This is a genomic window from Streptomyces lomondensis (assembly GCF_014651035.1).
Taxonomy (GTDB): domain Bacteria; phylum Actinomycetota; class Actinomycetes; order Streptomycetales; family Streptomycetaceae; genus Streptomyces; species Streptomyces lomondensis.
On the sequence record NZ_BMWC01000005.1, the window covers coordinates 507,306 to 531,981 of the forward strand.

Sequence of the window (24,676 nt, forward strand, 5' to 3'; positions counted from 1 at the left end):
GAGCGAAGTTTCGTTCCGAGTTTGGAGTGCGGTATGGCCGGGAAACCGGACACAGGCGCAAGCATGCTCTCGTACACCCAGGAAAGCCTCTGGCTCTTCCACGAGCTCGCCGACTCCGACGAGCCCGCGTACAACGAATCGGTGGCGTTCGAGACGTCCGGAGACCTCGATCCGGGCGCGTTACGCCGCGCCATCCGGGCCACCGTCCTGCGGCACGACGCACTCCGCACGACGTTCCACGAGACCCCCGACGGGCCGCGGGCCCAGGTGCACCACGCCGGCGGAGACGCCCTTCCGGACAGTACGACCGTAGTCGACCTGCGCACCCTGGCCGCTGCCGAGGCCCGCCGCAAGGCGGAGGAGGTGCTCGCCGAACACCACCGGCGACCGTTCGACCTGAGCACGGCTCCGTTGCTGCGGGCGGTCGTGGTGGCGCTGCCGGGCGACATCTGGTTCCTCGGCCTGACGGCTCACCACATCGTCATCGACGACTGGAGCATCCGCCTGGTCCTCGACGAAATAGCGGAGAACTACCGCACCCTGGTGGCCACCGGACGCCTGCCGCAACGGCCCGTCTCCGGCGCCGCGTTCCGCGCCTTCGTCACGGAGAGCCGCTCGGCGGCCGCGGACGAGAAGCAGACAGCCGCCGTCGAGCGCTGGCGCCGGTCGCTGGCCGACGCCCCGGAACTTCTCGGCATGCCGCTGGACCGCCCGCGACCGGCCGTGCAGACCTTCCGCGGCGACAGCATGACCATCACCGTGCCCAGCGCGGACGTCGAACCGCTGCTGAAGGAATGCGCCCGCACCTGCCGCAGCACCGCATTCCCGGTGTTCCTCGCCGCCTATGCGCTGTTGCTGCACCGCTACACACGGCAGGAAGGTTTCGCCATCGGCACCACGGTGCTGAACCGGCCGGGCGTCGAGGATCTGGAGCAGGTCGGCTGCTACGTCAACACCCTGCCGCTGTTCGTGCCGGTGGACCCGGACGACACGTTCCGCACCGTGCTGTCCGGCGCCCGGAAAGCCGCCGAGCGACTGCTGGACGACGGCGACGCGCCTTATCCGAAGGTGGTCGAGGCACTCGGGGCCGAGCGGGCGCGGAACCACAACCCGGTCTTCCAGACGATGCTCACCATGCTCGACGGCCGTCCCTCGATCGACCTCGGACCGGGACTGGTCTCCCAGTACCACCCCGTCCGCCGGACTGCCGCCAAGTTCGACCTGATGCTGTACGTCAACCGGGCCGACGACGCGTACGAGTTCGAGCTCGAGTTCAACACGGATCTGTTCACCCGGGACACCGCGGAGCGGATCCTGCGCAACTACGCGCGGCTGCTGGCCTCGCTGGCCGAGACCGGCGTCGACGCACCGGTGAGCACGCCGTCGATGACCCGCGACGAGGAACGGAACCTGATCCTCGGCGACTGGAACGACACGCGGGCCGCCCACCCGGACGGCACGATCGCCGACGTCATCGAGGGGCAGGTCCGGCGGAGCCCCGACAGCCTGGCCGTCGAGTTCGAAGGCACGGCGTACACGTACGACGAGCTGAACCGGCGGGCCAACCAGGTGGCGAACCGCATCCGCACCACCCTCGGGACGAGCGGGGCCGGACCCTTCGTCGGGGTGTTCATGGAGCGCTCCGCGGAGATGGTGATCGCGCTCCTCGCCATCGTCAAGGCGGGCTGCGCGTACGTGCCCATCGACCCCGAATACCCGGCCGCCCGGATCGAGTTCATGATCCAGGACGCCGGTGTTCCGCTGATCCTCACCCAGGAGCACCACCGCCCGGCCCTCGGCAGCGCCGCCGCCCAGCTCCTCGTCCTCCCGGACGAGTCCCTGGACCACGAGGACGACACCGACCCCGTCCGCGAACTCGGCCCCGACTCGCCCGTGTACATGATCTACACCTCCGGATCCACGGGTCAGCCCAAGGGTGTGATCAACCGCCATGACGCGCTGGCCAACCGGCTCCACTGGATGCAGTCCGCCTTCCCGTTGACCGGCGGTGCCGGGGCGGACCGGGTGCTCCAGAAGACCCCGTACAGCTTCGACGTCTCGGTATGGGAGTTCTTCTGGCCACTGATGACCGGGGCCGCCATCGTCGTGGCCCGGCCCGGCGGACACCGCGACCCCGACTACCTCAAGGAACTCATCCGGTCCCGGGCCGTCACGACCGTGCACTTCGTCCCCTCGATGCTGAACGTGTTCCTGGAGGCGGAGGAACTCGCCCAGTACTGCGGCCCGCTCAAGCGGGTCATCTGCAGCGGCGAGGCACTCCCCCGCAAGACCATCGAGGTCTTCGCCGCCACGCTCCCCTCCTGCGAGCTGCACAACCTGTACGGCCCGACCGAGGCCGCGATCGACGTCTCGCACTGGCCCTGCCGGGCCGACTACCCGGGAGATCTCGTCCCCATCGGCAAGCCCATCGACAACGTGCGGCTGTACGTCCTGGACCGGGATTTGCGGCTCCAGCCGGTCGGCGTTCCCGGGGAACTGTGCATCGGGGGCGTCGCCGTGGCGACCGGGTACCACCGGCGCGACGACCTCAACGCCAGGATGTTCGTCTCCGACCCCTACGGAACGGCCCCGGGAGCCCGCCTCTACCGCACCGGTGACCTGGCCCGCTTCCTGCCGGACGGTCAGATCCAGTACCTGGGACGCATCGACAACCAGGTCAAGCTGCGCGGTCTGCGGGTGGAGCCCGACGAGATCGCCGCGGTCATGCGCGACCTGCCCGGCGTGCAGGACGCGGCCGTCGTCGTGGACGCGTCGGGTCCCGCGCAGGCGCTGGCCGCCTACGTCGTGAGCACCGCGTTCGACCCCGACGACCTGCGTGCCCGGCTGCGGAAGCTGCTGCCCGAGTTCCTCGTCCCGCAGTACCTCATCGAGGTCCCGCAGCTGCCCACCACTCCCAACGGCAAGCTGGACCGGCGTGCCCTGCCCTCGCCGACGGCCCACGCGGCACCGACCGGCCGGGCCGGCCGCCCGCCCGCCACGACCGCCGAGCAGGACGTGGCCCGTGCCTGGAGGGACGTCCTCGGACTCCAGGCACCGGTCGGCGCGGACAGCAACTTCTTCGCCCTCGGCGGGGACTCGATCATGGCGTTGCGCGTCAGTTCCCGGCTGCGCGCGGCCGGGTACGCGGTCAACCTCCGTGAAGTGTTCGCCCACACGACGGTCGCGGAGCTCGCCGCCTCGCTGACCCGCGAGGACTCGGCGTCGCCCGGGCCGGCCGCCACCGAGGCGTTCGGCCTGCTGACGGACGACGACAAGGCGGCGCTCCCCGCGGCGGCGGAAGACGCCTGGCCGCTGACGAAGCTCCAGTCGGGCATGATCTACCACTCGCTGCTCGACGAGGACTCCCCGGTCTACCACGACATCTTCGACTACGAGTTCGCCGGCGTGGCCGATCCGGCCGAACTGGCCCGTGCCGTACGGGAGACCGTGGCACGCCATGCTCAGCTGCGGTCCTACTTCGACCTGGAGCGCTACGACGAGCCGCTCCAGGTGGTGCTCCGCCCGGACGCGGTCGGAGCCGCGCCGTCCCTGGAGGTCGTGGACCTCGCCGGACTGCCCGCCGACGCGCAGGACCGGGCGGTCGAGGAGTGGATCGACGCCGAGAAGCGCCGCCCGCTGGACCTCTCCAGGCCGCCCGTGCGCTTCTGCGCCCACGTACGGGGCGACGGCCGTATCAACCTGGCGTTCTCCTTCCACCACCTGATCCTGGACGGGTGGAGCGTCGCCCTCGTCATCGAGGAGATCCGGCGCCGCTGCGCCGGGCTCCCGGCCGGCCGGACGGCAGACGCCGCCCCCGATCCCGGCTACGGCACCTACGTGGCGCTGGAGCGCGAGAGCGCACGACGCCCAGCGGACCAGGAGGCCTGGCGCAGGCTGCTCGACGGCTTCTCCGCGACGCTGCTGGCGGGCCACCTCGGATCCGCGGCGCCGGAGACGATCGAGACCGCGGTGCTGGAGCGGGCCGTTCCGGCAGGGCTGGAGGAGCGGCTGCGCCTGCGCGCCGCGGCCCTGGGACTCCCGCTCAAATCGCTCTATCTGGCCGCGCACTGCGCCGCCCTGGCGGACCTGACCGGCAGGTCACGCGTGATCACCGGGCTGGTCGGCAACGGCCGCCCGGAAGTGCCCGGCGGCAGCGAGATGGTCGGCCTGTTCCTGAACACCCTTCCGCTGCCCGTCGAGGTGCGTGAGGCGGACGACGCGGAGCTGCCGGCCTCGGTCTTCGAGCGCGAGCGGGAACTCGTCCCGCTCCAGCGGTTCCCCCTCGCCGACATCGAGCGGCAGCAGGGCGGAGCGCTCTTCGACGTGGTCTTCAACTACACCGACTTCCACTCGTACGCGACGGCCGGTGACACGGCCGCCGCCACGCGAGACACCGTGTCGATCGAGAACGCCCGGTACTTCGAGCTGACCAGCTTCCCGATGACCGTCCACGTGCACCGGGACCACTTCGCCGGTGCGACGCAGCTCGCCCTGTCCCACGACCGCGGGCGGGTCAAGACCTCCACGGCGGAGCAGTTCCTGGGCGAGTTCCTCGCCGCTCTCGAACGGTACGCGGGGCAGGAGCCGGCCGACGGCGGTGCGGACGCCACGGAGCGTGCCGTCGCCGCGATCATCGCGAAGGTGGTCGGCAGCGAGACGGTCGGGGCGGAGGAGAACTACCTCGACGCCGGCGTGGACTCGATCAGCTCCATCCGCATCCTCGCCAAGCTGCGCAAGCAGTTCCCCGGCGCCGCGCTGCGCGACGTGCTGGAGGCGCGCACCGTACGGGCCCTGGTCCGCAGGCTGGCGGCGCGGGCGCCCGAGCCCGAGACCGCGCAGTCGGCGGGCAGCGTCGGGGAATCCTCGGGCACGTCACTCGACGGGCTCCCTCCGGGAGTCGTCGACGCCTACCCCCTCACCGCCACCCAGCTCCGGATGATCAGGGCGACGATGCGGGACCCCGCGCAGTCCGCCTACCACGACGTCTTCGCCTACTCCGTCGCGCTGCCACTGGACGCTCCCCTGCTGCGCGCCGCGGTGCGGCGGATGACCGCGTCCTGCGAGACGCTGCGCGCCGCCGTCGACCTGGCGGCGTCACCCGTTCCCCGGCAGCTCGTGTACGCCTCGGTCGAGCCCGATCTCACCGTGGCCGACGCCATGGACAACCCCTCGGCGCCCGACGACTGGTTCGAGAAGGAACGCGGTTCGGGATTCCGCTGGGAGCAGCCCGGGCTCATACGGTTCGCGGCACACCGCGTCGCGCCGGACCGCTTCGTGCTCTCGCTGAGCTTCCACCACGCGGTCGTCGACGGCTGGAGCCTGTCCCTCCTCGTCCGGGACCTCCTCCTCTCGTACGCCTCGCAGGTCGGCGCATCCGCCGCCGGTGCCGGAACGGGCGCCGATGCCGGGCCCGTCCGGTCCGGTAACGAGGCCGGCTCCTTCCGCGACTACGCCCTGGCCGAGACGGCCGCCCGCGCCTCCGCCGAGTCGCGGGAGTTCTGGCGCGACGTCCTCGCGGGCCACCCGGGAGCGCGGCTGCCGCGCTACCCGTCCGACGGCGGCTCCCGCTGGGCCGAGGCGACCGTCGTCCTCCCGCCCGACCGGGAAGCCCGGCTGCGTGAGGTCGCGCGCGGTACCGGCCACCCGCTCAAGTACCTCCTGCTGGCAGCGCACTTGAAGGTGCTTGCGCTGGCCACGGGCGAGTCCGACGTCCTGACCGGGGTGTTCACCCACGGCCGCCCCGAGACCGACGACGCGCAGGAACTGGTCGGGATGTTCCTCAACTTCCAGCCGCACCGGGTCCGGATCGAGGACCAGACGTGGCCGCAGCTCATCGACCAGGTGTTCACGTTCGAGATGCGCGCGCTCGCACACCGCCGCTGCCCCGCGAACGGCGACACCCCGGACGACTGGCCCCGCTACTCCGCGCTGTTCAACTACACGGATTTCCCCGCCTATGCGGACGCCCACAGCGGCGGGCACCTCACCGGTGTCCGGTGGTTCGAGCACACCGACGCGCCGTTCCTCGCGACCGTGGGCCGCGATCCGGACGGTGCCGTGCTGGAGATCACCCTCAACGCCGACGGCAGGTTGCTCCCGCAAGGCGTGGTGGACGAGCTGGCGCGCCTGTACGAGGCCGTCCTGGCGCAGATCGCCGAGGCCCCTGGCGGCTTTGTCCGCGACACCACCGACCGGATCGAGACGTGTGTGGACGGCCTCGGCGCGCGCCGGAGCCCGTCCGCCTGAAAGGGAACGTCCGCGCGAAAGGGAACAGAGAACCTCCGTGAACACCTTCCGAAACCCCCAGGGGATCGCGGCGCCGCTCGCCGCGTACTCGCACCAGGCCGAGATCACCGGCCCGGTCCGGTGGCTCGTGATCTCCGGCCAGATCGGCATGACCCCCACCGGCGAACTCCCCGACGACCCGGTCGAGCAGCTCGGCATCGCGCTGGACAACGTCACGGCCAACCTCGAAGCGGCCGGGATGCGCCACGAGGACCTGGTCAAGCTGACGTTCTACTTCGCCGGCGAGGTCGATCTCCAGCGGCGGCGCCGACGGATGGGCGAGTGGCTGGGCGATCTGCGCCCCTGCATGACCGTCATGACGGTGGCCGCACTGGCCACGCCCGCGCTGCGCGTCGAGGTCGAGGCGCTCGCGTGCACCGAGGACATTCCGGCGACACAGAGGAGCGAGCAGCAGTGATAGTCCAGACCACCCTGGAAGGCGTCCACACCTTCGAGCAGCCGGACGGCTACGTCACGCACTACCGGCTCTGGGGCGCCGAGACCGCTGCGGACCTCGTGGTGATGCTGCACGGGGGCATGAGTCACGCGGGCTGGCAGGCTCCGCTCGGCGCCCGGCTCGCCGAACTCGGTGACGACGTCGCCTTCCTCGCCGTCGACCTGCGCGGCTCGGGACTCAACGCCGTGCGCGGACACATCCCGGACGGCGACCTGGCCGTCCGGGACATCGCGCTGCTGCTGGGCAGCCTCAAGGAAGCCCGCCCCGCGACCCGCATCCACCTGGCCGGCTGGTGCTTCGGCGCCCAGGTGGCGACGGTCGTCGCGGCCGGGCTCGCCGACCGCGAGGTACTCGCGAGCCTGCTCATGGTCTGCCCCGGCTTCTTCTTCAACGACCGCTACTCCGACGTGCTGGACCGCTCGATCGACGCCGCCCTGGAAGTCGTCGAGGAGCTCGGCATCACCGTCGAGCCGACGCGGCCCTTCATCAAGGTGCCCCTGCGCCCGACCGACTTCACCGATCGTGCGGAGTGGCTCGCGGCCATCGAGGACGACAAGCTGAAGCTCTCCCACGTGACGGTCGGCACGATCGACGCCTGGGAGGCCATCGCCGTCAAGTCCGAGACGGAGTACGGACGCATCGGGCAGTTGCCGGTACGGGCCGTGTTCGGCACCCGGGACAAGCTGGTCGACAACGACCGCGTGCGCACCTTCCTGCAGAGCCACCCCGACCTGGAGACGCACGACCTCGACACCGGTCACGCCGTCCACTTCGAGGAGACGGAGGCACTCACGCGCCTGGTCGCGGGCTTCGTGGCCGAGCTGAAGCGATGACCGCGGGAGTCGCGCGCTACCGCACGGTCCTGTCGGCCCCGGGGGCGTGGGGGTTCTTCCTCCCCGGCATGCTCGCCAGGTTCCCGCTGGGCATGACCGGCATCAGCATCCTGCTCTTCGTCTCCGAGACGCGGGGCGACTACGGCACCGCGGGTGCGCTGTCGGCCGTCTCCGCGGTCGGGTACGCGGTGGCCGCGCCTCAACTGGCCCGCGTGGCCGACCGGGTGGGGCAGCACAAGGTCCTCCTGTCCTGCGCGGTGCTGTGCGCGGTCAGCGGCGGCGCGTTCGTCGTGAGCACGCTGAGCGACGGGACGCCGCTGTGGGTCCTGTTCGTCACGGCGGCGCTGACGGGTGCGGCGACACCCGCGTTCGGCTCGATGGTGCGGGCGCGCTGGAGCGGTCTGCTGGAGGGCTCATCCCTGAAGGGGACGGCCTTCGCACTGGAATCCCTGGTCGACGAGGTCGTCTTCATCGTCGGCCCGGTCATCGCCACCTCACTGGCCGTCGGGGTGAGCCCGGCCGCGGGCCTCGTCAGCGCGCTGGTCCTGGTGTGCGGCGGCAGCGTTCTGCTCTCGCTCAGCCGGCGCACGGAGCCGCAGCGCAAGCCCGGGCCCAGGGCCGGGAAGAGCGCCCTGTTCCTGGGACCGGTGGCCCTCGTGGCGGCACTGAACCTGTGTTTCGGCGGCATGTGGGGCTCGGTCGACATAGCGACCGTGGCCTTCTCCGACGAGAAGCAGCAGCCCTTCATGACGGGGGTCCTGCTGGGGATCTACGCGATCGGCAGCTCGGTGGCGGGCGTGGCCTACGGTGCGCGGGAGTGGTCGGCCCCGCTGCCGCGGATCCTGTGGGTCTCGACCCTGATCATGGCGGTCGGGATCCTGCCGATGCTCGTGGTCGACAACTTCGTCGGGGCCGGCTTCGTGCTCCTGCTGGCCGGATCGAGCTCCTGCCCGGCCATGATCGTCGCCATGATGCTGGTCGTGGACGGTGTGCCCGCCTCCCATCGCACGGAGGCGCTGGCCTGGCAGTCCACGGCTCTCTGGCTCGGGGTGTCCATCGGCTCCTCGGTGAGCGGCCACCTCGCCGACTCCCGAGGCGCGCAGGCCGCCTACGCCTTCGCGGCCCTCTGCGGCGGCGTCGGCTTCGTGGTCGCCCTGGCCGGCGGCCGACGGCTGCGGCCGGTACAGGCCGAACCCGCGGACGCCCCAGCCGCTGATGACCGTCCGAACCTCCCCACCGAGTCAGGTATCCGATGACTTCCATCAGCATCACCCGTCCTCCTGCCACCACCGCCTCCCCCCTCTGGGTGGCCGACCGGATCGCCGCGACGGCCGGGCACCCGGACACAGCGGTCCGCGAGCGCGTCGCCCTGCGGACCGCCGATGCCACCGTCACCTACGCCGAGTTGTCGGAGCGCGTACAGAAGGCCGCCGTCGAACTGTCGACGCTCGGAGTCGGCGTCGGTGACGTCGTCGGTCTGCGGCTGCCCTCCGGCCCCGGCGCGGTCGTCGCCATGCTGGCGTGCTGGCACGTCGGCGCCGCCTTCCTGCCCATGGACGCCGCCGCCCCCGACGCGTACCGAGACCGGCTGCTGAGCCGTTCGGGGGCCCGAGCCGTCATCGACGCCGACGGCCCCCGGGCACTCGCGGACCCGGCTGCCTCCAGGCGTCCGACCGACCGCCGCCGGGACCGGGCGGCCTATGTCATCTACACCTCGGGGTCGACCGGCACGCCCAAGGGAGTGCTCGTCGGACAGGACGCCTTCGCCGACCACACCACCGGCATCGGCGACCTCCTCGAACTGCGCGACACCGACACCGTGCTCCAGTTCGCGGGGCTCGGCTTCGACGTCGCCCAGGAAGAGATCTGGCCGACGCTCGCCGTCGGCGGCACGGTGGCCTTCCTGGACTCCGCGGACCGCGCCCTGAGCCCGGCGGAGCTCGCCCACCGGGTACGTGGCCTGGGCGTGTCGGTGCTCCAACTCCCCACCGCCTACTGGCGTCTGGTCTGCGCCCAGATGCAGGGGACGCAGGGCGCCGGCCTCTCCTTCGACGGCGTACGCACCGTCGTGATCGGCGGCGAGGCAGCGGGCACGAAGGACGTCCACGTGCACCGGAACGGACCGCTGGGCCACTGCACGCTGGTCAACGGCTACGGGCCGACCGAGACGGTGGTGACCTGCACGGCCTTCGTCCTGCGGGCGGACGAGCCCGTCCCGGCCACGGCCGGCCTGCCCATCGGCGGCCCGGTGGGCAACCGCCGGCTCTACGTCCTCGATGCCGATCAGCGTCCTGCCGAGGACGGTAGCCCCGGCGAGCTCTGGGTCGGCGGGAGTCCGCTCGCCCACGGGTACCTCGACGACCCGGTGCGTACCGCCGAGCGCTTCCGCCCCGACCCGTTCGCCACGGTGGCCGACGCGCGGATGTACCGCACCGGCGACCTGGTCGTACGCCATCAGGACGGCGCCCTGGAGTTCCTCGGCCGCCTCGACCATCAGGTCAAGGTCCGCGGCTACCGGATCGAACTCGACGAAGTGGACCGGCACTTGACCGCCACGCGAGGCGTCACCGCGGCCGCTGCGGTGGCCCTCGACGACGGGACCGGGATCGGGGGACGCGTCCTGGCCGCCGCGGTCTCGGTGACCGCGGGCGGCCCGACGGCCGAGCAGATCCGCGAGGACCTGCGCGGACGCCTGCCCTCCCATCTGGTCCCCGGGCTGATACGCGTCCGCGACGCGCTTCCGCTGACCACCTCCGGCAAGATCGACCGCCGTGCCGTGGCCGAGGTGCTCGCGCGGGAGTACGCGGGCTCCGCGCCGGAGTCCACCGCACAGGCAGCCCCTGCGCCCGAGGACGACGCCCCCACGCCTGCCATGGCGCCCGCGGCCGACGCCGACGCGACGGACGAGGCCGCGGAACTCACCCTGCTGCTCGAGCTGGTACGCACTCTGCTCCGCGCCCCGGACTTCGGCCCCGACGACGACTTCCTGGCCCACGGCGGGGACTCGCTCGTCGCCCTCCGGGTGAGCGGCGCGATGCGCGAACGCGGTTGGCGCCTGCGGCCGTCGGACCTCCTCACGGCGGGCGACGCACGGTCCGTGGCGACCCGCGTCGTGCCGTGCTGAAGGGGAGCGCGGTGCCGAAGTGACGAGCGGCCGACCGAAAGCCACATCAGCAGAACAACTACTGCACAGCACAGCACAGCACAGCCCTGCACAGCACAGCACAGCACGCTGGCCGATACGCCGAGGGAGAGGTTCCATGACAGCCGTACCCGTCCGTGACCAGTTGGCGGCCTGGATCGAGAGCGAGGAGTTCTCCTGCCTGGGGGCCAAGTCAGCCCTGCGCCGCGAGAGCCTGCGTCAAGTCCATGTGGGGGTCATGGGCACCGAGAGTGCGACGGCCGCGCTCCACGGCGCCCTCACCGAGTTCGTCTCGCGCGACCTCAACCCCGAGCAGAACTTCGCCACCATCGTCGCCGTCTTCGACGGTCCGTCGGGGCTCCCGGAGCCCGAGTTCCACGCACTGCTGTGGCGGCAACTGACCGACCTGCACGCCTTCGACGCCGACCGCGGCTTCGCCTGGGCGGAGGGCGCGGATCCGAATCCGGACTCCCCGAAGTTCGGTTTCAGCGTGGCCGGGCACCCGTTCTTCGTCGTAGGCCTGCACGAGAACGCGTCGCGGATCACCCGGCGCTTCCCGTTCCCCGCGATGGCGTTCAACTCCCACCACCAGTTCCGCCGACTGGTGGAGAACGGCGTCTACGGAGGTCTCCAGCGCCGCATCCGTGAGCGCGAGATGCGTCTGCAGGGTTCCATCAACCCGAACCTCGCCGAATTCGGCGAGTCGTCCGAGGCGCGTCAGTACTCGGGGATGGCTACCGACGCGCAATGGCACTGTCCTTTCGCCCCTCGGGACGGATCAGCCGCAGGACCCGAGCCGGCCACGCACCGGCCCGACGCGTGAACAGCTCGCACGGCTCCGTGCTCAGCGTCAACGTCGGCCGGGCCCGCACGGCGCCCTACACGGACGCCCCGGGCGGCGCGACGGGAATCGACAAGCAGCCGGTGGACGGGCCGGTCCGGGTGACTCCTGCTGGGCCACCCGGCCTCGCGGGCAGCGGAGTCAGCGGTGACGCGGTGTGCGACCTGCGCTTCCACGGCGGCGCCGACCGCGCCGTGTACGCCTTCGCCCGGGAAGACCTGGACGACTGGCAGCGGGAGCTGAACCGGGTGCTGGGCAACGGCTCCTTCGGCGAAAACCTGACCGTCCACGGCATGGACCTCCGTCACGCGCTGATCGGAGAACGATGGCGGGTCGGCCCCGACACCGTCCTGGAGGTGACCGGCGGACGTATCCCTTGCCGTACCTTCGCCGGCTGGCTCGGCGAGAAGGGCTGGGTACGCCGCTTCACTCGCGCCGCCTCCCCCGGAGCGATGCTCCGCGTCATCGAGGCGGGCGACATCAGCGCGGGCGACCACATCTGCGTCGTGCACCGCCCGGACCACGACGTGACCGTGTCCCGCCTGTTCCGCGCGGTGACCACGGAACGGGCGAAGCTGCCCGACGTACTCGTGGCCGCCCCCTGGATGGAGCGCGAACAACTGGAGATCGCCCAGCAGTACACCGCCAAGTACGCCGCGACCACCGACCGGTAGCCCGCTCCCCGTCCCCGAGCCCCACTGCGACCCGCCGGGATCCGGGTGAAGGGCCCCGTTCAGTCCGCCGGGAAGCTCACACTCCTGGCACGTCGGCGCGGCGGAGGCCCCGTCATGTTGTGGTGGGGGCGCCCTCCCAGGGCGAGGATGCGCTCCACGGCGCCGGGGAGTTCGGCGGCCAGCAGGCTCTTTCCTCCGGGCAGCAGGCAGTGGCTGTGCCGGAACTGGCTGACCCCCGGCCGCCGCCAGTCCCGGCATACGGCTTCGCCGCCGCCGTCCGGCGGACAGGGGTCACGGTCGAGCACGGTGACGCGCAGGCCCTCGGCGGCCGGCAGCATCGCGGCCACCAGGCCGGTCGGCCCGGCCCCCACCCGCTGCCGACCACCTGTACGACTCGCTCTGGGCGATCACCGCGCACACCGCGCTCCGGCTCCAGGACGCCTCACTGGCCGCACAGGCGCACGACGCCCCTGGCCACCCTGGAGAAGTATCGGCAAGCAAAGAAGTAGCAGGTCAGGAGCGATTTTCAGCTCGGTCTCCGGGAGACCGCTCGTCGACAACCGTGACGAAGGCCGCGGCGACGAGGGCGACAGCACGGTCCTCGTCGCGGGCCAGTCGGCGCAGGACCTCCCGCACGGTGGTCCCCGGCAGCTCGACCAGCGCCTGGGTCAGACGTATGCGCGTCGCGGAGTCCGCGGTGGGCGCGGCGAGTTCGCCGACCAGTGCGGTCATGATCCGGTCCGCGCACCCGGGGTCCCGGGACAGCGCTCCCAGGACCTCCGCCGCTTCGACGTCGTGGGAACCCTCGACCACCATGTCGACGAGTGCCGGCACGGCCTCGGCCACGCCACGCCTGCCCAGCGCCAGAGCGGCAGGACCGCGCACCCCCATGTCCGGGTCCCCCAGCGCGTCCGCGAGCACCGCGGTCGCACCCGGGGCCTCGGCCATCTCGGCGATCGCCAGCACCGCGCGTCGCCGGATGTCGACGTCCTCCGCGTCCATACCGACGGCCAGCGCCGCCACGCCGTCACCGCCCGAGCGGGCGAGCGCCCAGCGCAGGGCGCCCGCGACGTGGGGGTCGGATTCGGCCAGGACCGCCCCGGCCAGCAGCTCGGTGGAAACCGGCGCGCCCTCCGGCCGGGCCAGGACGGCCTGCTGCCTGCGCGCGGCGCTGGCCGAGTCGAGCCCCTGCATGAGTTCGACGATGCGCAGGACGTCCTGCCAGCCGGTGGGCTCCGAGGCGTCGACGGCGCGGAGACGTTCGAGCAGCTCCTGTTCCCGCGCCAAGCGGTCCTCCGTCCACCGGATGAGGTCGCCTACCAGCGCGGACGGCGTGAAGGCCGGGTCCTCCAGCGCCCGCCCGATCTGCTTGAGCGAGAGTCCGAGGGAGCGCAGGCTCTCCACGTGGAAGATCCTGCGGACGTCCTCGGTGGAGTACTCGCGGTAGCCGCCGACGGTGCGACCGGTCGGTCGTACCAGCCCGAGGGTGTCGTAGTGCCGGAGCATCCGGGGGCTCACCCCCGAGTGGCGAGCCACCTCGCCGATCAGCATTCCGCGGTCTCCGCGGCAGCGGCTCGTTCCGGGCCGAGGGCCACGACGCGCTTCGCCTCGTCGATGGCCGCGTCGAAACCGGCCTCCGGGTTCTGCCGGAGCAGCTCGGTGGCCCGGGCGTGCGCGGCCACCGCCGGGTCGGGGCTCGCCGCGGCCTTCTCCAGGGCGGGCTCGGTCACGTCGCCGAGGTCGACGAGGGCCCGGCTGAGGCTCAGCTGCACCGTGCGATCGCCGCGGCCGAGCTGCGTGACCAGTTCACCGGCCAGGTCCTTCTTCTCCGCCTCGGGCACGAGGACGACCGCGACGCGCCACGCGGTCCGCGCGACCTCGTCGTCGGCGTCGCGCAGCATGTCGCGCGTGATCCAGGCCCAGGCGCTCTTGTCACCGATCTTGGAGAGCGTGTGCAGCGCCTGGCTGCGGGCCCGGGTGCGCTCGGAGTCGAGTTCCCGGCGGATGCGGGGCAGGGTGATCTCCGGCGAGAGGCGGGTCAGCGCCCAGGACAGCATGTCCCGCACGAAGAAGTCCGGCTCGACCGCGCACCGTTCCACGAGCGTCTCCAGGACGCCGGGGTCGGGGTCGGACCCGGCCGCCAGGGCCGCCTGAAGCCGGACCGACGCGTCCTCGGCGCACAGAGCGTCGGCCAGGCGGGCGTTCTGCGGGGTTCGGTCGGTCGCGTTGATCGGGTTGATCGGGTTGATCGGGTTGATCGGGTTGATCGAAACCACCTCCTGCACCCAGGGGACACCTTGTCACTGTGTCAGGGTCAAGACGTCGCCACGTCGTGGAGTTCGACAACCCGCTCCGGGGGGTTGTTCAGCTGCTCCGTGGGCTGTAGGGCTCGAGGAGCTGGTCGACGGGTGCGTAGTCGTCGGTGAGCAGTTGGGCGTCGCCGATCCAGGTGGTGAGGTCGTCACCAGAGGTGATCTTCCAGCCGGTCTGCCGGGCGTCCAGTGCTTCCTGGGTCGCCCGTACGTCGACCGGCCGGTCGGAGCCGATCGCCACCAGATTGCCGCCCTGAGGGGTGGCGGTCGGGTCGAGGCCGATATCTGCGGGTTCTCCGACGAGGGCGACATGCTCGAAGGTCTCGCTGAGGGTGGCCACTTCGGCACGTGCGAAGGCCATACCACCGTGATCGATGAGGTTGGCGACGTACAGGCCGTCCTCGTCCAGCACCCTCCGCACGTCGGTCATCGCTTCCACCGTGGTGAGGTGCCACGGCACGCTGACGCCCCCGAAGGCGTCGCCGACGACGAGGTCACGGCTGCCGGTCTCCAGTCGCCGCAGGCCGAGCCTGCCGTCCTCGACGCGTACGTCGATACCGTCTCCCGGTCTCAGGCCGAGTTGGTCGCGGTCGATGCGCACGACCCCGCCGTCGATCTCGGAGACGAGGCTGCGCGTCCCGGGCCGCGTGTCCGCGAGGTAACGGGGAAAGGTGAGCCCGCCGCCGCCCAGGTGGTGGGCGGCGAGTGGCTCGCCTTCGGGAAAGGCGGCATCGACCACCGACGCGATGGCGCGCACATACGCGAACTCGAGGAAGGCCGGGTCGTCGAGGTCGACGTAGGAGTGCCGCAGACCGTCAAGGACGAGGGTGCGGCCGCTGTCCCGCTCGGGGTCCGCGACGACCCGTGCGCAGTGGTACCGGGTCTCCGTGTCGCAGGCACCGGGCGCGACCGTGGTGGCGAGGCCGCCGGCCACGACCACGAGTGCCAGGGCAGGGGCGCCGCTCCAGCCACGCGTTCGCCACTCGACCAGCGCCGAGCCGGCCACCAGCAGGGTGCCGAGGCCGATCAGTATGCCGCTGACCGGAAACCGCGAAACGAGCACGAAGCCGGTGAGGACGGTGCCGGCGATGGCACCGGCGGTGCCGACGCCGGACAGCCGGCCGACCACCGTTCCGGTCTCGGCGAGGCTGGTGAGACGCAGCTTGGTCACGATCGGCGTCACCGCCGAGAGCAGCGCGCCCGGCACGAGGATGGTCAGCGACGCGATCAGCAGGAGCAACTCCGGCGCCCACTCCGCGGTGCTGCGCAGCACGGCGGGGGTGAGCGCCACGACCGCTCCCGACACCCCGAGCGAGGGGCCCAGGAGCCGGCGAGGCTCGACCTGATCGGCGATGCGCCCACCCATCCAGGAGCCGAGGGCGATCGCGGTGAGGGCGATGCCGATCACCAAGGTGCTGGTCTCGAGCGTGAGGCCGAGGTAGGGAGCCAGCAGCCGCAGAGCGACGATCTCCACCACCAGGACCGCGGCCGAGGACCCGAACACGAGAACGGCGGCGGCACGGGGACCCAGGCCGTAGTTGCCAGGCGTGTCCTCGGCGACAGGCGAGGAAGACAATCCGGTCACGGGCGACATCCTTGCACGCGACTCATCGAGGCGAGGTCGGTCGTTCCCGAAGAGACCCGCCGAGGCGACGGCGCGCCACAGCTGCGTACGGCCGACGAACCGCAGGCCAGGGCCCCTTCGCGGCCGGTTCGAGCACGGCCATGCGTTCCACGTGATGCGTCATGGGAAAGGCGTCACGACGCGGGAAATCTGGCGTAACCGCAGTTCAGTGGCCGATCTCGCCGCAGTTGAAGGGGCTTTCGGACGCCCGGAGCGTCAAACGAGCGTCAACGACCAGCCGGGCGACATCCTTACCGAACCTCTGCAGCGAGGTCCGCCAACAGGACGTCGGCCACCAGTTCCTCGACCACTGCGGTGCCATGCTCGGACATCGCGCGCGTCAGTTCAGGATCCCAGGGTGCCTCCGTAAGTCGGCCGGGCTGAGGGCCGTGCGATGTGCGGGCGACCACGGCACGGTAGTCCGCGGCCGTCATGCGCCAGGGGCGGGCCGGCGTCTTGTCCAGGAGATACGCGGCGATGCGAATGCCTTCTCCATCGAAGTCGCCGTGGTACCGGAGGGTGGCGCCCTGGTCCGCGAGGAGGCGGAGGAGATGGATGGCCGCGCTGTTGGGCCAGCCGGATGTGCACACAAGCGACGGGCAGTCCGGGCCGAAGCGGCGTACCGCGAGCGCCAGGATGCTGGGGTTCTCCACGGCGTGGACAACGGGCACGGGGGCAGCGGCCAGAGTGAACTCGCCCGGGGCACGCAGTTGGGCGAGAGTCAGGCTGGCGGCCTGTCCGGCCTCGGCACATACGCGGGACACGCGGGCGAGCGGGCCATCGCCGGACGGGCGCAGTCCAGCGACGAGAACGGTGGCGGATACGTCGTCGTCGGCGATGCCCGCGCGAGTCCACAGGGTTCGCCGGTCCGCGGCGGACTGAGGCGCGGCGGTGTCGTGAAGGGCTGCCAGTGCACGCAGGACGAGCGTGGACACAGGTGTGCCGTCGTCGAGTGCGTGCGCATGACCGTTCAGGACTCGGGCGGCGAAGACGGGCAGTGGCTCCGCCCGCGCGGGTAGTTCCCCGAGCACCGTGAGCGCGTCTGTCAGCAGAGACCGGGTGCGTTCCGATGAGGCTCCGACCAGCCCGGCGGCTCGGCAGGAGGCGACCCATGCGGAGAGCGCGGGCTGGGCCCTCACAATGTCGTGGTCGGCCAGCCAGGTCCACAGCTCGGCGCGTTCGTCCTCTTGGCGGCGCCGCTCGCCCGCTCGGTCGCCCAGGGGGCCGACGAGTTCGGTGACGGTTTCGCGCACGGTACGGCCGCACAGCTCGGTGACGGCTTCTTGCAGTCGGGCCAGGTCGACGGAGGGCCGGGCGTCCGGCAGCCGGTCCAGGCCGAGGAGGTCGGCGAGGGCTTCGCGCTGGGCGTCGTCGAGCGGGCCGAGGCGCACTCGTGTGACGGGGCGGCCGGAGGAGAGGCGGTCGTGGACCGTGTGCCAGAGCGGGCGTAGCTCGGGGCGGCGCAGGGTGCGTTCGCCCGGGGCCGGTTCCGGGTGGGTCATCCCGCCTCCAGGTCGGTGCCGTTCCAGACGAAGCGCGCGCTGGTGACCGCGTCGTCGTCCCCGTCGGTGAGGAGTTGGTGGACGGCGATACCGGGCAACTCGCCGTAGGTGCACCACTCGTGGTCGGAGGTGACCACGAGGTCCAGGTCGAGTGCGGTGAGCAGGGCGAAGACCTGTCCGCGGTTGACGGTGTCGACGCCGACGAAGACCTCGTCCAGAAGGATGGGCCGGGGTGCCAGGGGCACGGCCTCGTAGTGGGCGGCGACGGCGGCGAACAGCGGCAGATGCAGGGCTATGGCCTTCTCCCCGCCGGAGAGTGCGCCGTGCAGCTTCTTGGTCAGCGGCTGCCAGCCGGTCCCGTTCGCCCGGTCGAGGCGTACGGTGAAGCGGTGCCAGGCGGTGTAGTCGAGTACTTCGCCGAGCTGTTCCTCCCAGCTCGCGGCCGTGTCACTGCCCTTGGCCTCCTCGATACGGGCGCGGAAGAAGGCGTGCAGGGCCTCCCGGTCGGTCTCGGTGACCCGGCCGGGGTCCTTCAGCAGCAGCTGACGGGCGGTGCGGGTGCTGTCCGGAAGGTCGGGACGGACGTCCCAGACGAGTTGGACGGCGACGTTGGAGGCGGTACGGACCCGCTCCAGGTGCCCGTTCATGCGGTCGACGAGTTCACCGGCCTGACGGATGCGCGCCGCGAGGTGGCGGCGGATGTCGCCGGTGAGAATCTGGTCGAAGAGACGCCGCTCGGCGGTCGTGATGTCGTCCCGGCTGCGGTCGCGCTCCTGGGTGAGCGTGGTGAGCAGGCCCGTCGCCCCCACGCGTACACCGTCAAGGGTGGCGGTGAAGAGCTGGATGTCGTCGTCCGGTTCCAGGTCCAGGTCGGCGCGGGCGCCGAGGCGCTGGCGGGCCTCGTGGACCGCTTCGGACAGGCGGGTCGCGGCGTCGCCCAGGTTGCGCGGGGCGTGCGGGACGCTCGGCCACTTCGCCGCTGTGGCGCGGGCGGCCTCCAGGGTGGCCTTGGTGCCGTCACCGGCATCGAGTTCCGGTGTGATGCCGGCGTCCTCGGCCAGTCCGGCCAGGCACAGGTGCCGGAACCGATGTGCCGCAGCGTCCCGGGCCGCGACGGCCTGTTCGCGTCGTTCGGCGTCCTGGCCGCTGGTGGCCCGCAGTTCTCCGATACGTCCTTCCAGGCGCAGCAGGAGATCGGCCGCCCGGCCGGCCTCCTCACGGCAGCGACGCAGCTCGGCGCGCGCCTCCGCGACGCGTGCGACGATCTGTCGGTAGTCCTCGCCGACGGTGGCTTCCACCGCCTCCAGGCGCGCCTTCAGCCCCGCCGCCTCCGCTTCGGCGGCGGCCGAGCCCTCGGCCTGTTCCTCGGCGGCCCGGCGGGATCGGTCTGCCTGCGCGGCCCTCTGGTGGGCCCGGTCGGCGGCGGCGATCGCGGCGAGGCGGGCGTCCACCCAGCTGTCGGCGGTGTCCCGGAACCTGTCGATGGCGGCGGAGAGTTCACGCAACCGGTCGCGGTCGGTGGGCAGCCCGTGTTCCGCGGCCCGGCGGTCGAGCGCGCGCAGCGCGCCCGCCACCTCGCTCTCGCACCGGGCCAGATGCCCGGCGGCGTCGCGCACGGCGTCGTCCCGAGCTGCCACCCTTTCCTCGGCGCGGTCCCAGTCACGCCGCCGGGCGTCGAGTTCCCGGTGGTCGGGGCGGGCGGCGCGGTCGGCGTCCAGCCGGGCGCGGCGAGCGGCGAGGCCGCGCAGCTGGTCGTCGAGCGTGGCGAGGGCTGCGTTCGCCTCGCCGATGCGGTCGGTCAGTTCGCCGATTCTGCGCTGCCGGGCCCGCTGCCGCGCGAGGGCGCCGATGTGGGTCGGTTCCGGCTTGCTCCAGGTCCCGGTGGCGAGCGCGAGACGCCAGGCGCCGTCGGCGGAGACGGCCGCGGGGTGCCCGCCGGGCAGCGTCGAGCCGTACGCGATGCCGGTGAGGATACGGGTCACGGTGTCGGCCGGGACGGGGATGTCCTCCTCGGGCCTCAGTACCTCCAGGAGGCTGTGCCCCGGGGCGGTCACGGCCAGGGCCGCCTCGGCGCGGGTGTCGTGTCCCGGCAGCGTGATCCCGTCGTAGGGGCTGACCCAGGCATCCAGGAGGCCCGACGCCTCCAGTGCGGCCTCGACCGCGGCCTGAACCGGGAGCGGGACACCTTCGCGGAAGGCGACCAGCCGCCACAGGGGTGCTCCCGCCGTCGCGGTGCGGACGGTGGTGCGGGTGTGCGGGGGCACGGGCTGCAGGTCGGTTTCACCGCTCAGCCGTCGCATCTCCTCCTCCAGCCGGCTCCGCTCGTCCCGCAGGCCCTGACGTGCGGCTCGGGTGGTGGCTTCCGCCGTGGCGATCTCCTGTTCCAGCGGGCGCGCGGCGGCTTCGGCCAGGGCCGCCACCTCGGCCTCGACCGCTGCTCTGGCCACCAGTTCCTCGAAGTCGGTGATCCGTAGTTCCGTGCAGTCCTCGGCCCAGGCGAGCAGCTGTTCCGCCTGCGCGGCAAGGGCGTCGTCCCAGGCGCCGGCCGCCTGGTCCCGCCTGGCGATCGCCTCCGCGAGCCGGGTGCGGGCCTCGTCCAGCAGTTCCTCGGCGGCGCCTCGGGCGCGTACCACGCGATCGTGCTCGTCGATCGCCTCGGTGACGAGGGTGACCTGCTGCCGTCGGGCGGTGACCGCCCCGCGCAGCAGCCGACGGGCTTGTCGCGCCCCGTTCTCGGCCGTCGTGCGCGGGGAGCCGGAACCTTGGTCGCGCCCCGCGCTGTCGTGGAAGGCCACCGCGGGATCCGCGTCGAGGATCGTCCTCACCTCGTGGTGGATGGACTCCAGCCCTGCTGCCCGGGCCGACCTGTGTGCTTCCCCGGCGGCTTCGCGCTCGTGCTCGTCGAGGGTGCGGGCCTGGCCCGCCGCCTCGTCGGCGTGCCGCCGGTCCTCCTCCGACTGGGCCTGCGCCGCCTGGGCAGCGGCTCGCTGCCTCCCGGCGGCAGCTGTCACGTCTTCGGTGCGACGGCGGAGCCGGTCGAGTTCCTCGCCTTGCTTGTACGCGTCACTCTCGCGCAGGCCCTCGACGGTCTCCTCCAACGCGTGCGCGCGCAGCTCCTCTTCCTCGCGCCGCTTCTGAGCCGACTCGCGCTCCGCCAGGGCCTGTTCGAGCTCCTCGGCGCTCTGGCGGGCGACGCGGGTGAGGTTGTCCATCTCGGTGGTGGCCGAGATCAGCGCGGCGGATCCGGCACGCAGAACCCTTCGTGCGTAGGCGCGCTGCCGGGACGCGACGGTCTCGGCCGCCGTCACCTCGTCGTCGAGCCGCTTGAGGTGTTCGCGCTGCCGGTCCAGCCGCTCGAAGCCCTCGGCGAGTTCGGCGATCTCTCCCTCGCCCAGCGGGGGCAGGGCGCGGGACAGCAGAGTGGAGAGCAGGGACGGGTCGAGCCGTTCGGACAGTTTTGGCTGGCGCAGCTGGAGCAGGGCGGACAGCAGCGACTCGTAACGCTGCTCCCCCATGCCGGCGAAGAGTTCACGCCGTACGGCCGTGCGGTAGTCGGTGGCCGAGGCATGGACTTCGCCGCGGTCGCGCAGGGCTTCGGCGAGGGCGGCCCGGGTCAGGGGCTGTCCCGCCTCGTTGACGAGGAGCACACCGTCGGGGTGGGCGATTCTGGAGCCGGTGGTGAAGTAGTCGGCGTGGACCGTGCTGGTGTGCACGCTCGCCTGCAGGCGCGCCCCGAAGCCGAACCACTGCTCGGTGCCGTTGTCGCCGACGCGGCGGAACTCCATCCACACGTACCCGACGCGGGTCTTGCCGGAGGCACCCTCGCCCAGCAGGTTCCAGTGCATGGTGCGTTCCGAACCGCCGAACGTGGACAGACGGTTGGGGCGGAGGCTGGCGTCGAAGAGGAACGGCAGCAGAAGTTCCAGGGCCTTGGACTTGCCCGAACCGTTCTGGCCGCGCAGCAGCAGGCGGCCCTGGTGGAAGGTGAACGTCTCGTCGTAGTAGCGCCAGACGTTGAGGATGCCCGCGCGGTGCGGCTGCCAGCGGCGGCGGGCGGTGTCCGGCACCCGCGTCGGCGGCTCGGTGGACTCCTCGGGCCCTCGCGGGAGGGGAAGCTCTGTCACGCTCACTGCTGGTCTCCTTCCGCGGCGACGTCCCCGGAAGCCGTGCCGCCTGCCGTCGGCCTGTCCTCCGTACCCGAACTCGTCGTCCCCGTCAGGCGGTAGCGGTACGCGGCCGGGCACGCGACGACACGCCCCCCGGCCCGGCGGGCCAGGCCGACGTCACGCAGTACGCGTACGGCGTCGTCGGACAACCGGGCCGCGCCGTCCTCGGACTGATACGCCCTGGCCCACCGCGGGAAGCGGCGCAGCAGATCCGCTCCGGCCTCGGCGAGCTGCTCGGGCAGCAGCCCGGCGGGCGCGGCGCACAGCGGCTCCAGGATGAGCAGCGCGGCGACCCGGGCGGTGGACGTGTCGTCGGGGAAGCGGACATCGGTGGCGAGCCCGTCGGGGTCCACGAGCAGGAAGCCCTCGGCGCGCTCCTCCAGGAGGAAGCCGGCCTGCTCGACCGAGCGGCGCAGGATCTGGCGTCCGGTCAGGGAGGTGACGTACGCCAGTTCGTCGTCGGTGAGTTCCGTCCGGTACAGCACGGGGTCGTCGAAGAGGCGGCGCAGCACCGAGTGGCGCAGCCTCAGGTTGCGTTGTGCGTCCGTGGCGGCGGTCTCGCTGTGCGCCTCGTCCGTCGTGCCGTCGGCGAGCGTGCCGCCGTAGCGGCGCTCCCGTACGAGGCCCGTCAGGAGTTCCTCGAACCGCGCGGGCACCTCGTCCGGGGGTACGGCGAGCCGGGAGGCACCGACGGGCGCGGCGGGCAGCCGCATCAGCAGCGTGGTGTCCACCCGGTAGAGGACCTTTGCCTCGGCGGACTCGACGTACGCCTCGGTGGTCCCGTCGACCGCGCGCAGCACGTCGTACGACTCCAGCAGCTTCAGGGCGTCGACGAACGCCATCCGCTCCGGCTTGTGAACCGGGTCGAACGCGGCCAGCGCCCGGTCGGCCGCCGTGGCCTGCACGACACGGTCGGCGACCATACCGATGGTCGTCATCGGCATCGACAGCAGCTCGGCCGCGGTCACGCACAGCAGCACGTAACGCCGGCGGTCGAACGGGGCCCGTCCGGAGCGCGCCCTGCGGGCCGGCCGGGAGCCGTCCGGGTCGGCGCGGACCTTGGTGAGGCGGGCGTAGCCGCGGCGAGGCTCCACCACCAGGCTCCAGCCGCAGGTGTAGTCGAACCACTGCGCCAGCGGCTCGCGACGGCGGCGTACCAGTTCGAAGCCGGCCGGGTCGGCGGCCTCGGTGAGCAGGGGTCGGGCCAGCAGGAGACGGACGGCGCGGGCGACCTCCTCCCGCTCCGCTGCCGCGAGTTGGTTGGCGAGGGTGCTCATCCGGCTGTCTCCCGTCGCGCGGCGCGGACGCGCGGGAAGGCGCTCGCTCCTCCCGCCGCCGTGATGTGCACGACGTAGTCCGGCCCGGCCAGTGCGCCCTTCGTCGTGCGCAGTACGGCGGTACGCTCGTCAGGGGGCGGAGACAGCGCGATCTCCACCCGGCCGTCCCCCGTCACGGCGCGCCGCAGGCCGCCCGCGTCGGGCTGGGCGGACAGGGCCCGGCCCAGCAGGTCGAGCAGCCGGTCGAAGACGGCGGGATCCAGTGCGCCGAAGGAGGACAGGCGCACGGGTCCGTCCGTCTCCAGCACCCTCCAGGCACGCGCGAGTTCCGCTCGCTCCGCGCGGGCCCGCTCCGCGCGCTCGGCCCTGATCGCCGCGACGTCCCGCACCCGGGCCGTGCGGGTGAAGCGCTCCGTCCGTCCGCTGGTCCGCAGCAGCGCCGACACCTCCACGGGCGGGGCCTCGGACCAGGAATGGGACGATGGGATCAACTCCGGGTCGGGATGGGCGAGATGGGCGTGGCGCGCCGGGCCGAGCCCGAAGGCCGCCGACCACAGCCGGTGCAGATCTTCCTCCGCGGGGGCCGCGGCGAACCAGCGCGCCAGCTCCCGGAAGTCCTGCACCGCGCTGGAGGAGCGGCGCCGTGACTCGTTGATCCGCTCCAGTACCTGCAGCAGCGAGACGATCGCCCGCCGGGCGATGTCGTGCAGCTGCTCGATCCGGGGTCGTGACCCGTCGTCCGGCAGGAACCATGCCCGCAAACCCACCCAGCGCGCCCGCCTGCTCTCCAGCCAGCCGGCCGCGGGGTCCTCACCGGCCACGGGCGGCAGCTCGGCCCCGCGCAGGGCTCGCTCGCGCAGTACGACGGTCCCCCGCTCCTCCACCCGGGCCACGGCGGCGGCGACCGCCTGCCCGCGCCGGTCGAGGTTGACCAGGAACTCCTGGAGATACGCGACGGTCGCGGCCTTGACCTCGCGGAACACCTCCAGATCCGCGCCTTCGGCACGCAGGAGGCGCTGCAGTTCGCCGTTGAACGCCTTGGTGTTCTCCACCAGGGCCTCCAGATGCCCCTCCAGCTCGCGCAACGTGCTGAAGATCCGTCGATCGGCCGAGGCGGGTTCGCCGGACAGCAGGCACAGCTCGTCCAGCCGGTCGGCGATGGCCTCCAGCACGGCCGTCTGCAGCGCCCCCGTGGACGCCAGCACCTCAAGCGCGTGCCGCAAGCCGGCGAGAGCTGCCTCACCCCGGCGGGTCAGCGAGTACTGGAGGTTGCGCCGTTCGTACTCCTCGGCCGTGCGGTAGTTCTCCGCGTGGTTGTGCACGACGTCGAGCAGCTCCCACTGCACGAGTTTTCTGAGCGCCTCATGCAGGTCCTCGTCCTCGACCGCCGCCGCCCAGCCCACCGCGCGCAGCCGTTCGCGCACCGCGTCGAGCCCCAGCGCCGTCTCCAGATGCTCGCCGGCCGCACCGAAGGCCTCCAGCACCGCCCCGTACAGATCGGACCTCTCCACCGTCGTGAACCGGAACATCTCTGGTGGAACCCTGCGCATGCCTGTGGCCCTC

Annotated in this window: 15 protein-coding genes; 7 read left to right on the forward strand and 8 right to left on the reverse strand. The window is 72.2% G+C overall.

Annotated features, from left to right (window positions below):
* Window positions 1-63: 63 nt before the first annotated feature.
* The 7 genes from IE255_RS20565 to IE255_RS20595 all read left to right on the forward strand — a co-directional run bounded on the left by IE255_RS20565 (window position 64) and on the right by IE255_RS20595 (window position 12,232).
* Window positions 64-6,246, forward strand: coding sequence for a non-ribosomal peptide synthetase (locus tag IE255_RS20565; protein ID WP_190051785.1), 6,183 nt, complete (start codon window positions 64-66; stop codon window positions 6,244-6,246).
* 37 nt (window positions 6,247-6,283) lie between these two features.
* Window positions 6,284-6,703 carry a RidA family protein gene (locus IE255_RS20570; protein ID WP_190051786.1) on the forward strand — a complete coding sequence of 140 codons (420 nt, stop codon included), beginning with the start codon at window positions 6,284-6,286 and terminating at the stop codon, window positions 6,701-6,703.
* Entirely contained in the window at window positions 6,700-7,575 is an 876-nt protein-coding gene (locus IE255_RS20575) for an alpha/beta hydrolase (RefSeq protein ID WP_190051787.1), read from the forward strand. Before IE255_RS20570 ends, IE255_RS20575 begins: the two co-directional genes overlap by 4 nt.
* Window positions 7,572-8,831, forward strand: a complete 1,260-nt coding sequence (locus IE255_RS20580) for an MFS transporter (RefSeq protein WP_190051788.1) — start codon at window positions 7,572-7,574, stop codon at window positions 8,829-8,831. The genes IE255_RS20575 and IE255_RS20580 overlap by 4 nt, the downstream gene beginning before the upstream one ends.
* Window positions 8,828-10,699, forward strand: coding sequence for a non-ribosomal peptide synthetase (locus IE255_RS20585; RefSeq protein WP_190051789.1), 1,872 nt, complete (start codon window positions 8,828-8,830; stop codon window positions 10,697-10,699). The genes IE255_RS20580 and IE255_RS20585 overlap by 4 nt, the downstream gene beginning before the upstream one ends.
* A gap of 136 nt (window positions 10,700-10,835) precedes the next feature.
* Entirely contained in the window at window positions 10,836-11,540 is a 705-nt protein-coding gene (gene gntA, locus IE255_RS20590) for a guanitoxin biosynthesis heme-dependent pre-guanitoxin N-hydroxylase GntA (RefSeq protein ID WP_190051790.1), read from the forward strand.
* Complete coding sequence (locus tag IE255_RS20595) at window positions 11,537-12,232, forward strand: MOSC domain-containing protein (RefSeq protein WP_229906501.1); 696 nt, start codon at window positions 11,537-11,539, stop codon at window positions 12,230-12,232. The genes gntA and IE255_RS20595 overlap by 4 nt, the downstream gene beginning before the upstream one ends.
* Before the next feature lie 59 nt (window positions 12,233-12,291).
* Here IE255_RS20595 and IE255_RS20600 read toward each other — a convergent pair whose 3' ends face one another.
* The 8 genes from IE255_RS20600 to IE255_RS20635 form a co-directional block, all read right to left on the reverse strand.
* A complete protein-coding gene (locus tag IE255_RS20600) occupies window positions 12,292-12,603 on the reverse strand; it encodes an FAD/NAD(P)-binding protein (RefSeq protein WP_190051792.1) in 312 nt (103 codons plus the stop codon).
* Window positions 12,604-12,745: 142 nt separating this feature from the next.
* Window positions 12,746-13,783: a MerR family transcriptional regulator gene (locus tag IE255_RS20605; RefSeq protein ID WP_190051793.1), complete on the reverse strand. Its 1,038-nt coding sequence runs from the start codon at window positions 13,781-13,783 to the stop codon at window positions 12,746-12,748.
* Complete coding sequence (locus tag IE255_RS20610; protein ID WP_372487527.1) at window positions 13,777-14,517, reverse strand: HEAT repeat domain-containing protein; 741 nt, start codon at window positions 14,515-14,517, stop codon at window positions 13,777-13,779. The genes IE255_RS20605 and IE255_RS20610 overlap by 7 nt, the downstream gene beginning before the upstream one ends.
* A 79-nt stretch (window positions 14,518-14,596) precedes the next feature.
* A complete protein-coding gene (locus IE255_RS20615; protein WP_234560125.1) occupies window positions 14,597-16,129 on the reverse strand; it encodes a fused MFS/spermidine synthase in 1,533 nt (510 codons plus the stop codon).
* A gap of 290 nt (window positions 16,130-16,419) precedes the next feature.
* On the reverse strand, window positions 16,420-17,670 hold the full coding sequence (locus IE255_RS20620) for a TIGR02679 family protein (protein WP_190051795.1): 1,251 nt from the start codon (window positions 17,668-17,670) through the stop codon (window positions 16,420-16,422).
* Window positions 17,667-21,800 carry a TIGR02680 family protein gene (locus tag IE255_RS20625; protein WP_190051796.1) on the reverse strand — a complete coding sequence of 1,378 codons (4,134 nt, stop codon included), beginning with the start codon at window positions 21,798-21,800 and terminating at the stop codon, window positions 17,667-17,669. The genes IE255_RS20620 and IE255_RS20625 overlap by 4 nt, the downstream gene beginning before the upstream one ends.
* Complete coding sequence (locus IE255_RS20630; RefSeq protein ID WP_190051797.1) at window positions 21,797-23,113, reverse strand: TIGR02678 family protein; 1,317 nt, start codon at window positions 23,111-23,113, stop codon at window positions 21,797-21,799. Before IE255_RS20630 ends, IE255_RS20625 begins: the two co-directional genes overlap by 4 nt.
* The gene (locus IE255_RS20635; protein WP_190051798.1) at window positions 23,110-24,663 is read right to left on the reverse strand and encodes a TIGR02677 family protein; all 1,554 of its coding nucleotides are present in this window, start codon (window positions 24,661-24,663) and stop codon (window positions 23,110-23,112) included. Before IE255_RS20635 ends, IE255_RS20630 begins: the two co-directional genes overlap by 4 nt.
* Window positions 24,664-24,676 lie beyond the last annotated feature (13 nt).

Bases quoted from the DNA above. Each gene is read 5' to 3' on its own strand.
- IE255_RS20565 (WP_190051785.1), top strand. From the start codon at position 64: ATGCTCTCGTACACCCAGGAAAGCCTCTGGCTCTTCCACGAGCTCGCC.
- IE255_RS20580 (WP_190051788.1), top strand. From the start codon at position 7,572: ATGACCGCGGGAGTCGCGCGCTACCGCACGGTCCTGTCGGCCCCGGGG.
- IE255_RS20585 (WP_190051789.1), top strand. From the start codon at position 8,828: ATGACTTCCATCAGCATCACCCGTCCTCCTGCCACCACCGCCTCCCCC.
- gntA (WP_190051790.1), top strand. From the start codon at position 10,836: ATGACAGCCGTACCCGTCCGTGACCAGTTGGCGGCCTGGATCGAGAGC.
- IE255_RS20605 (WP_190051793.1), bottom strand. From the start codon at position 13,783: ATGCTGATCGGCGAGGTGGCTCGCCACTCGGGGGTGAGCCCCCGGATG.
- IE255_RS20620 (WP_190051795.1), bottom strand. From the start codon at position 17,670: ATGACCCACCCGGAACCGGCCCCGGGCGAACGCACCCTGCGCCGCCCC.
- IE255_RS20630 (WP_190051797.1), bottom strand. From the start codon at position 23,113: ATGAGCACCCTCGCCAACCAACTCGCGGCAGCGGAGCGGGAGGAGGTC.
- IE255_RS20635 (WP_190051798.1), bottom strand. From the start codon at position 24,663: ATGCGCAGGGTTCCACCAGAGATGTTCCGGTTCACGACGGTGGAGAGG.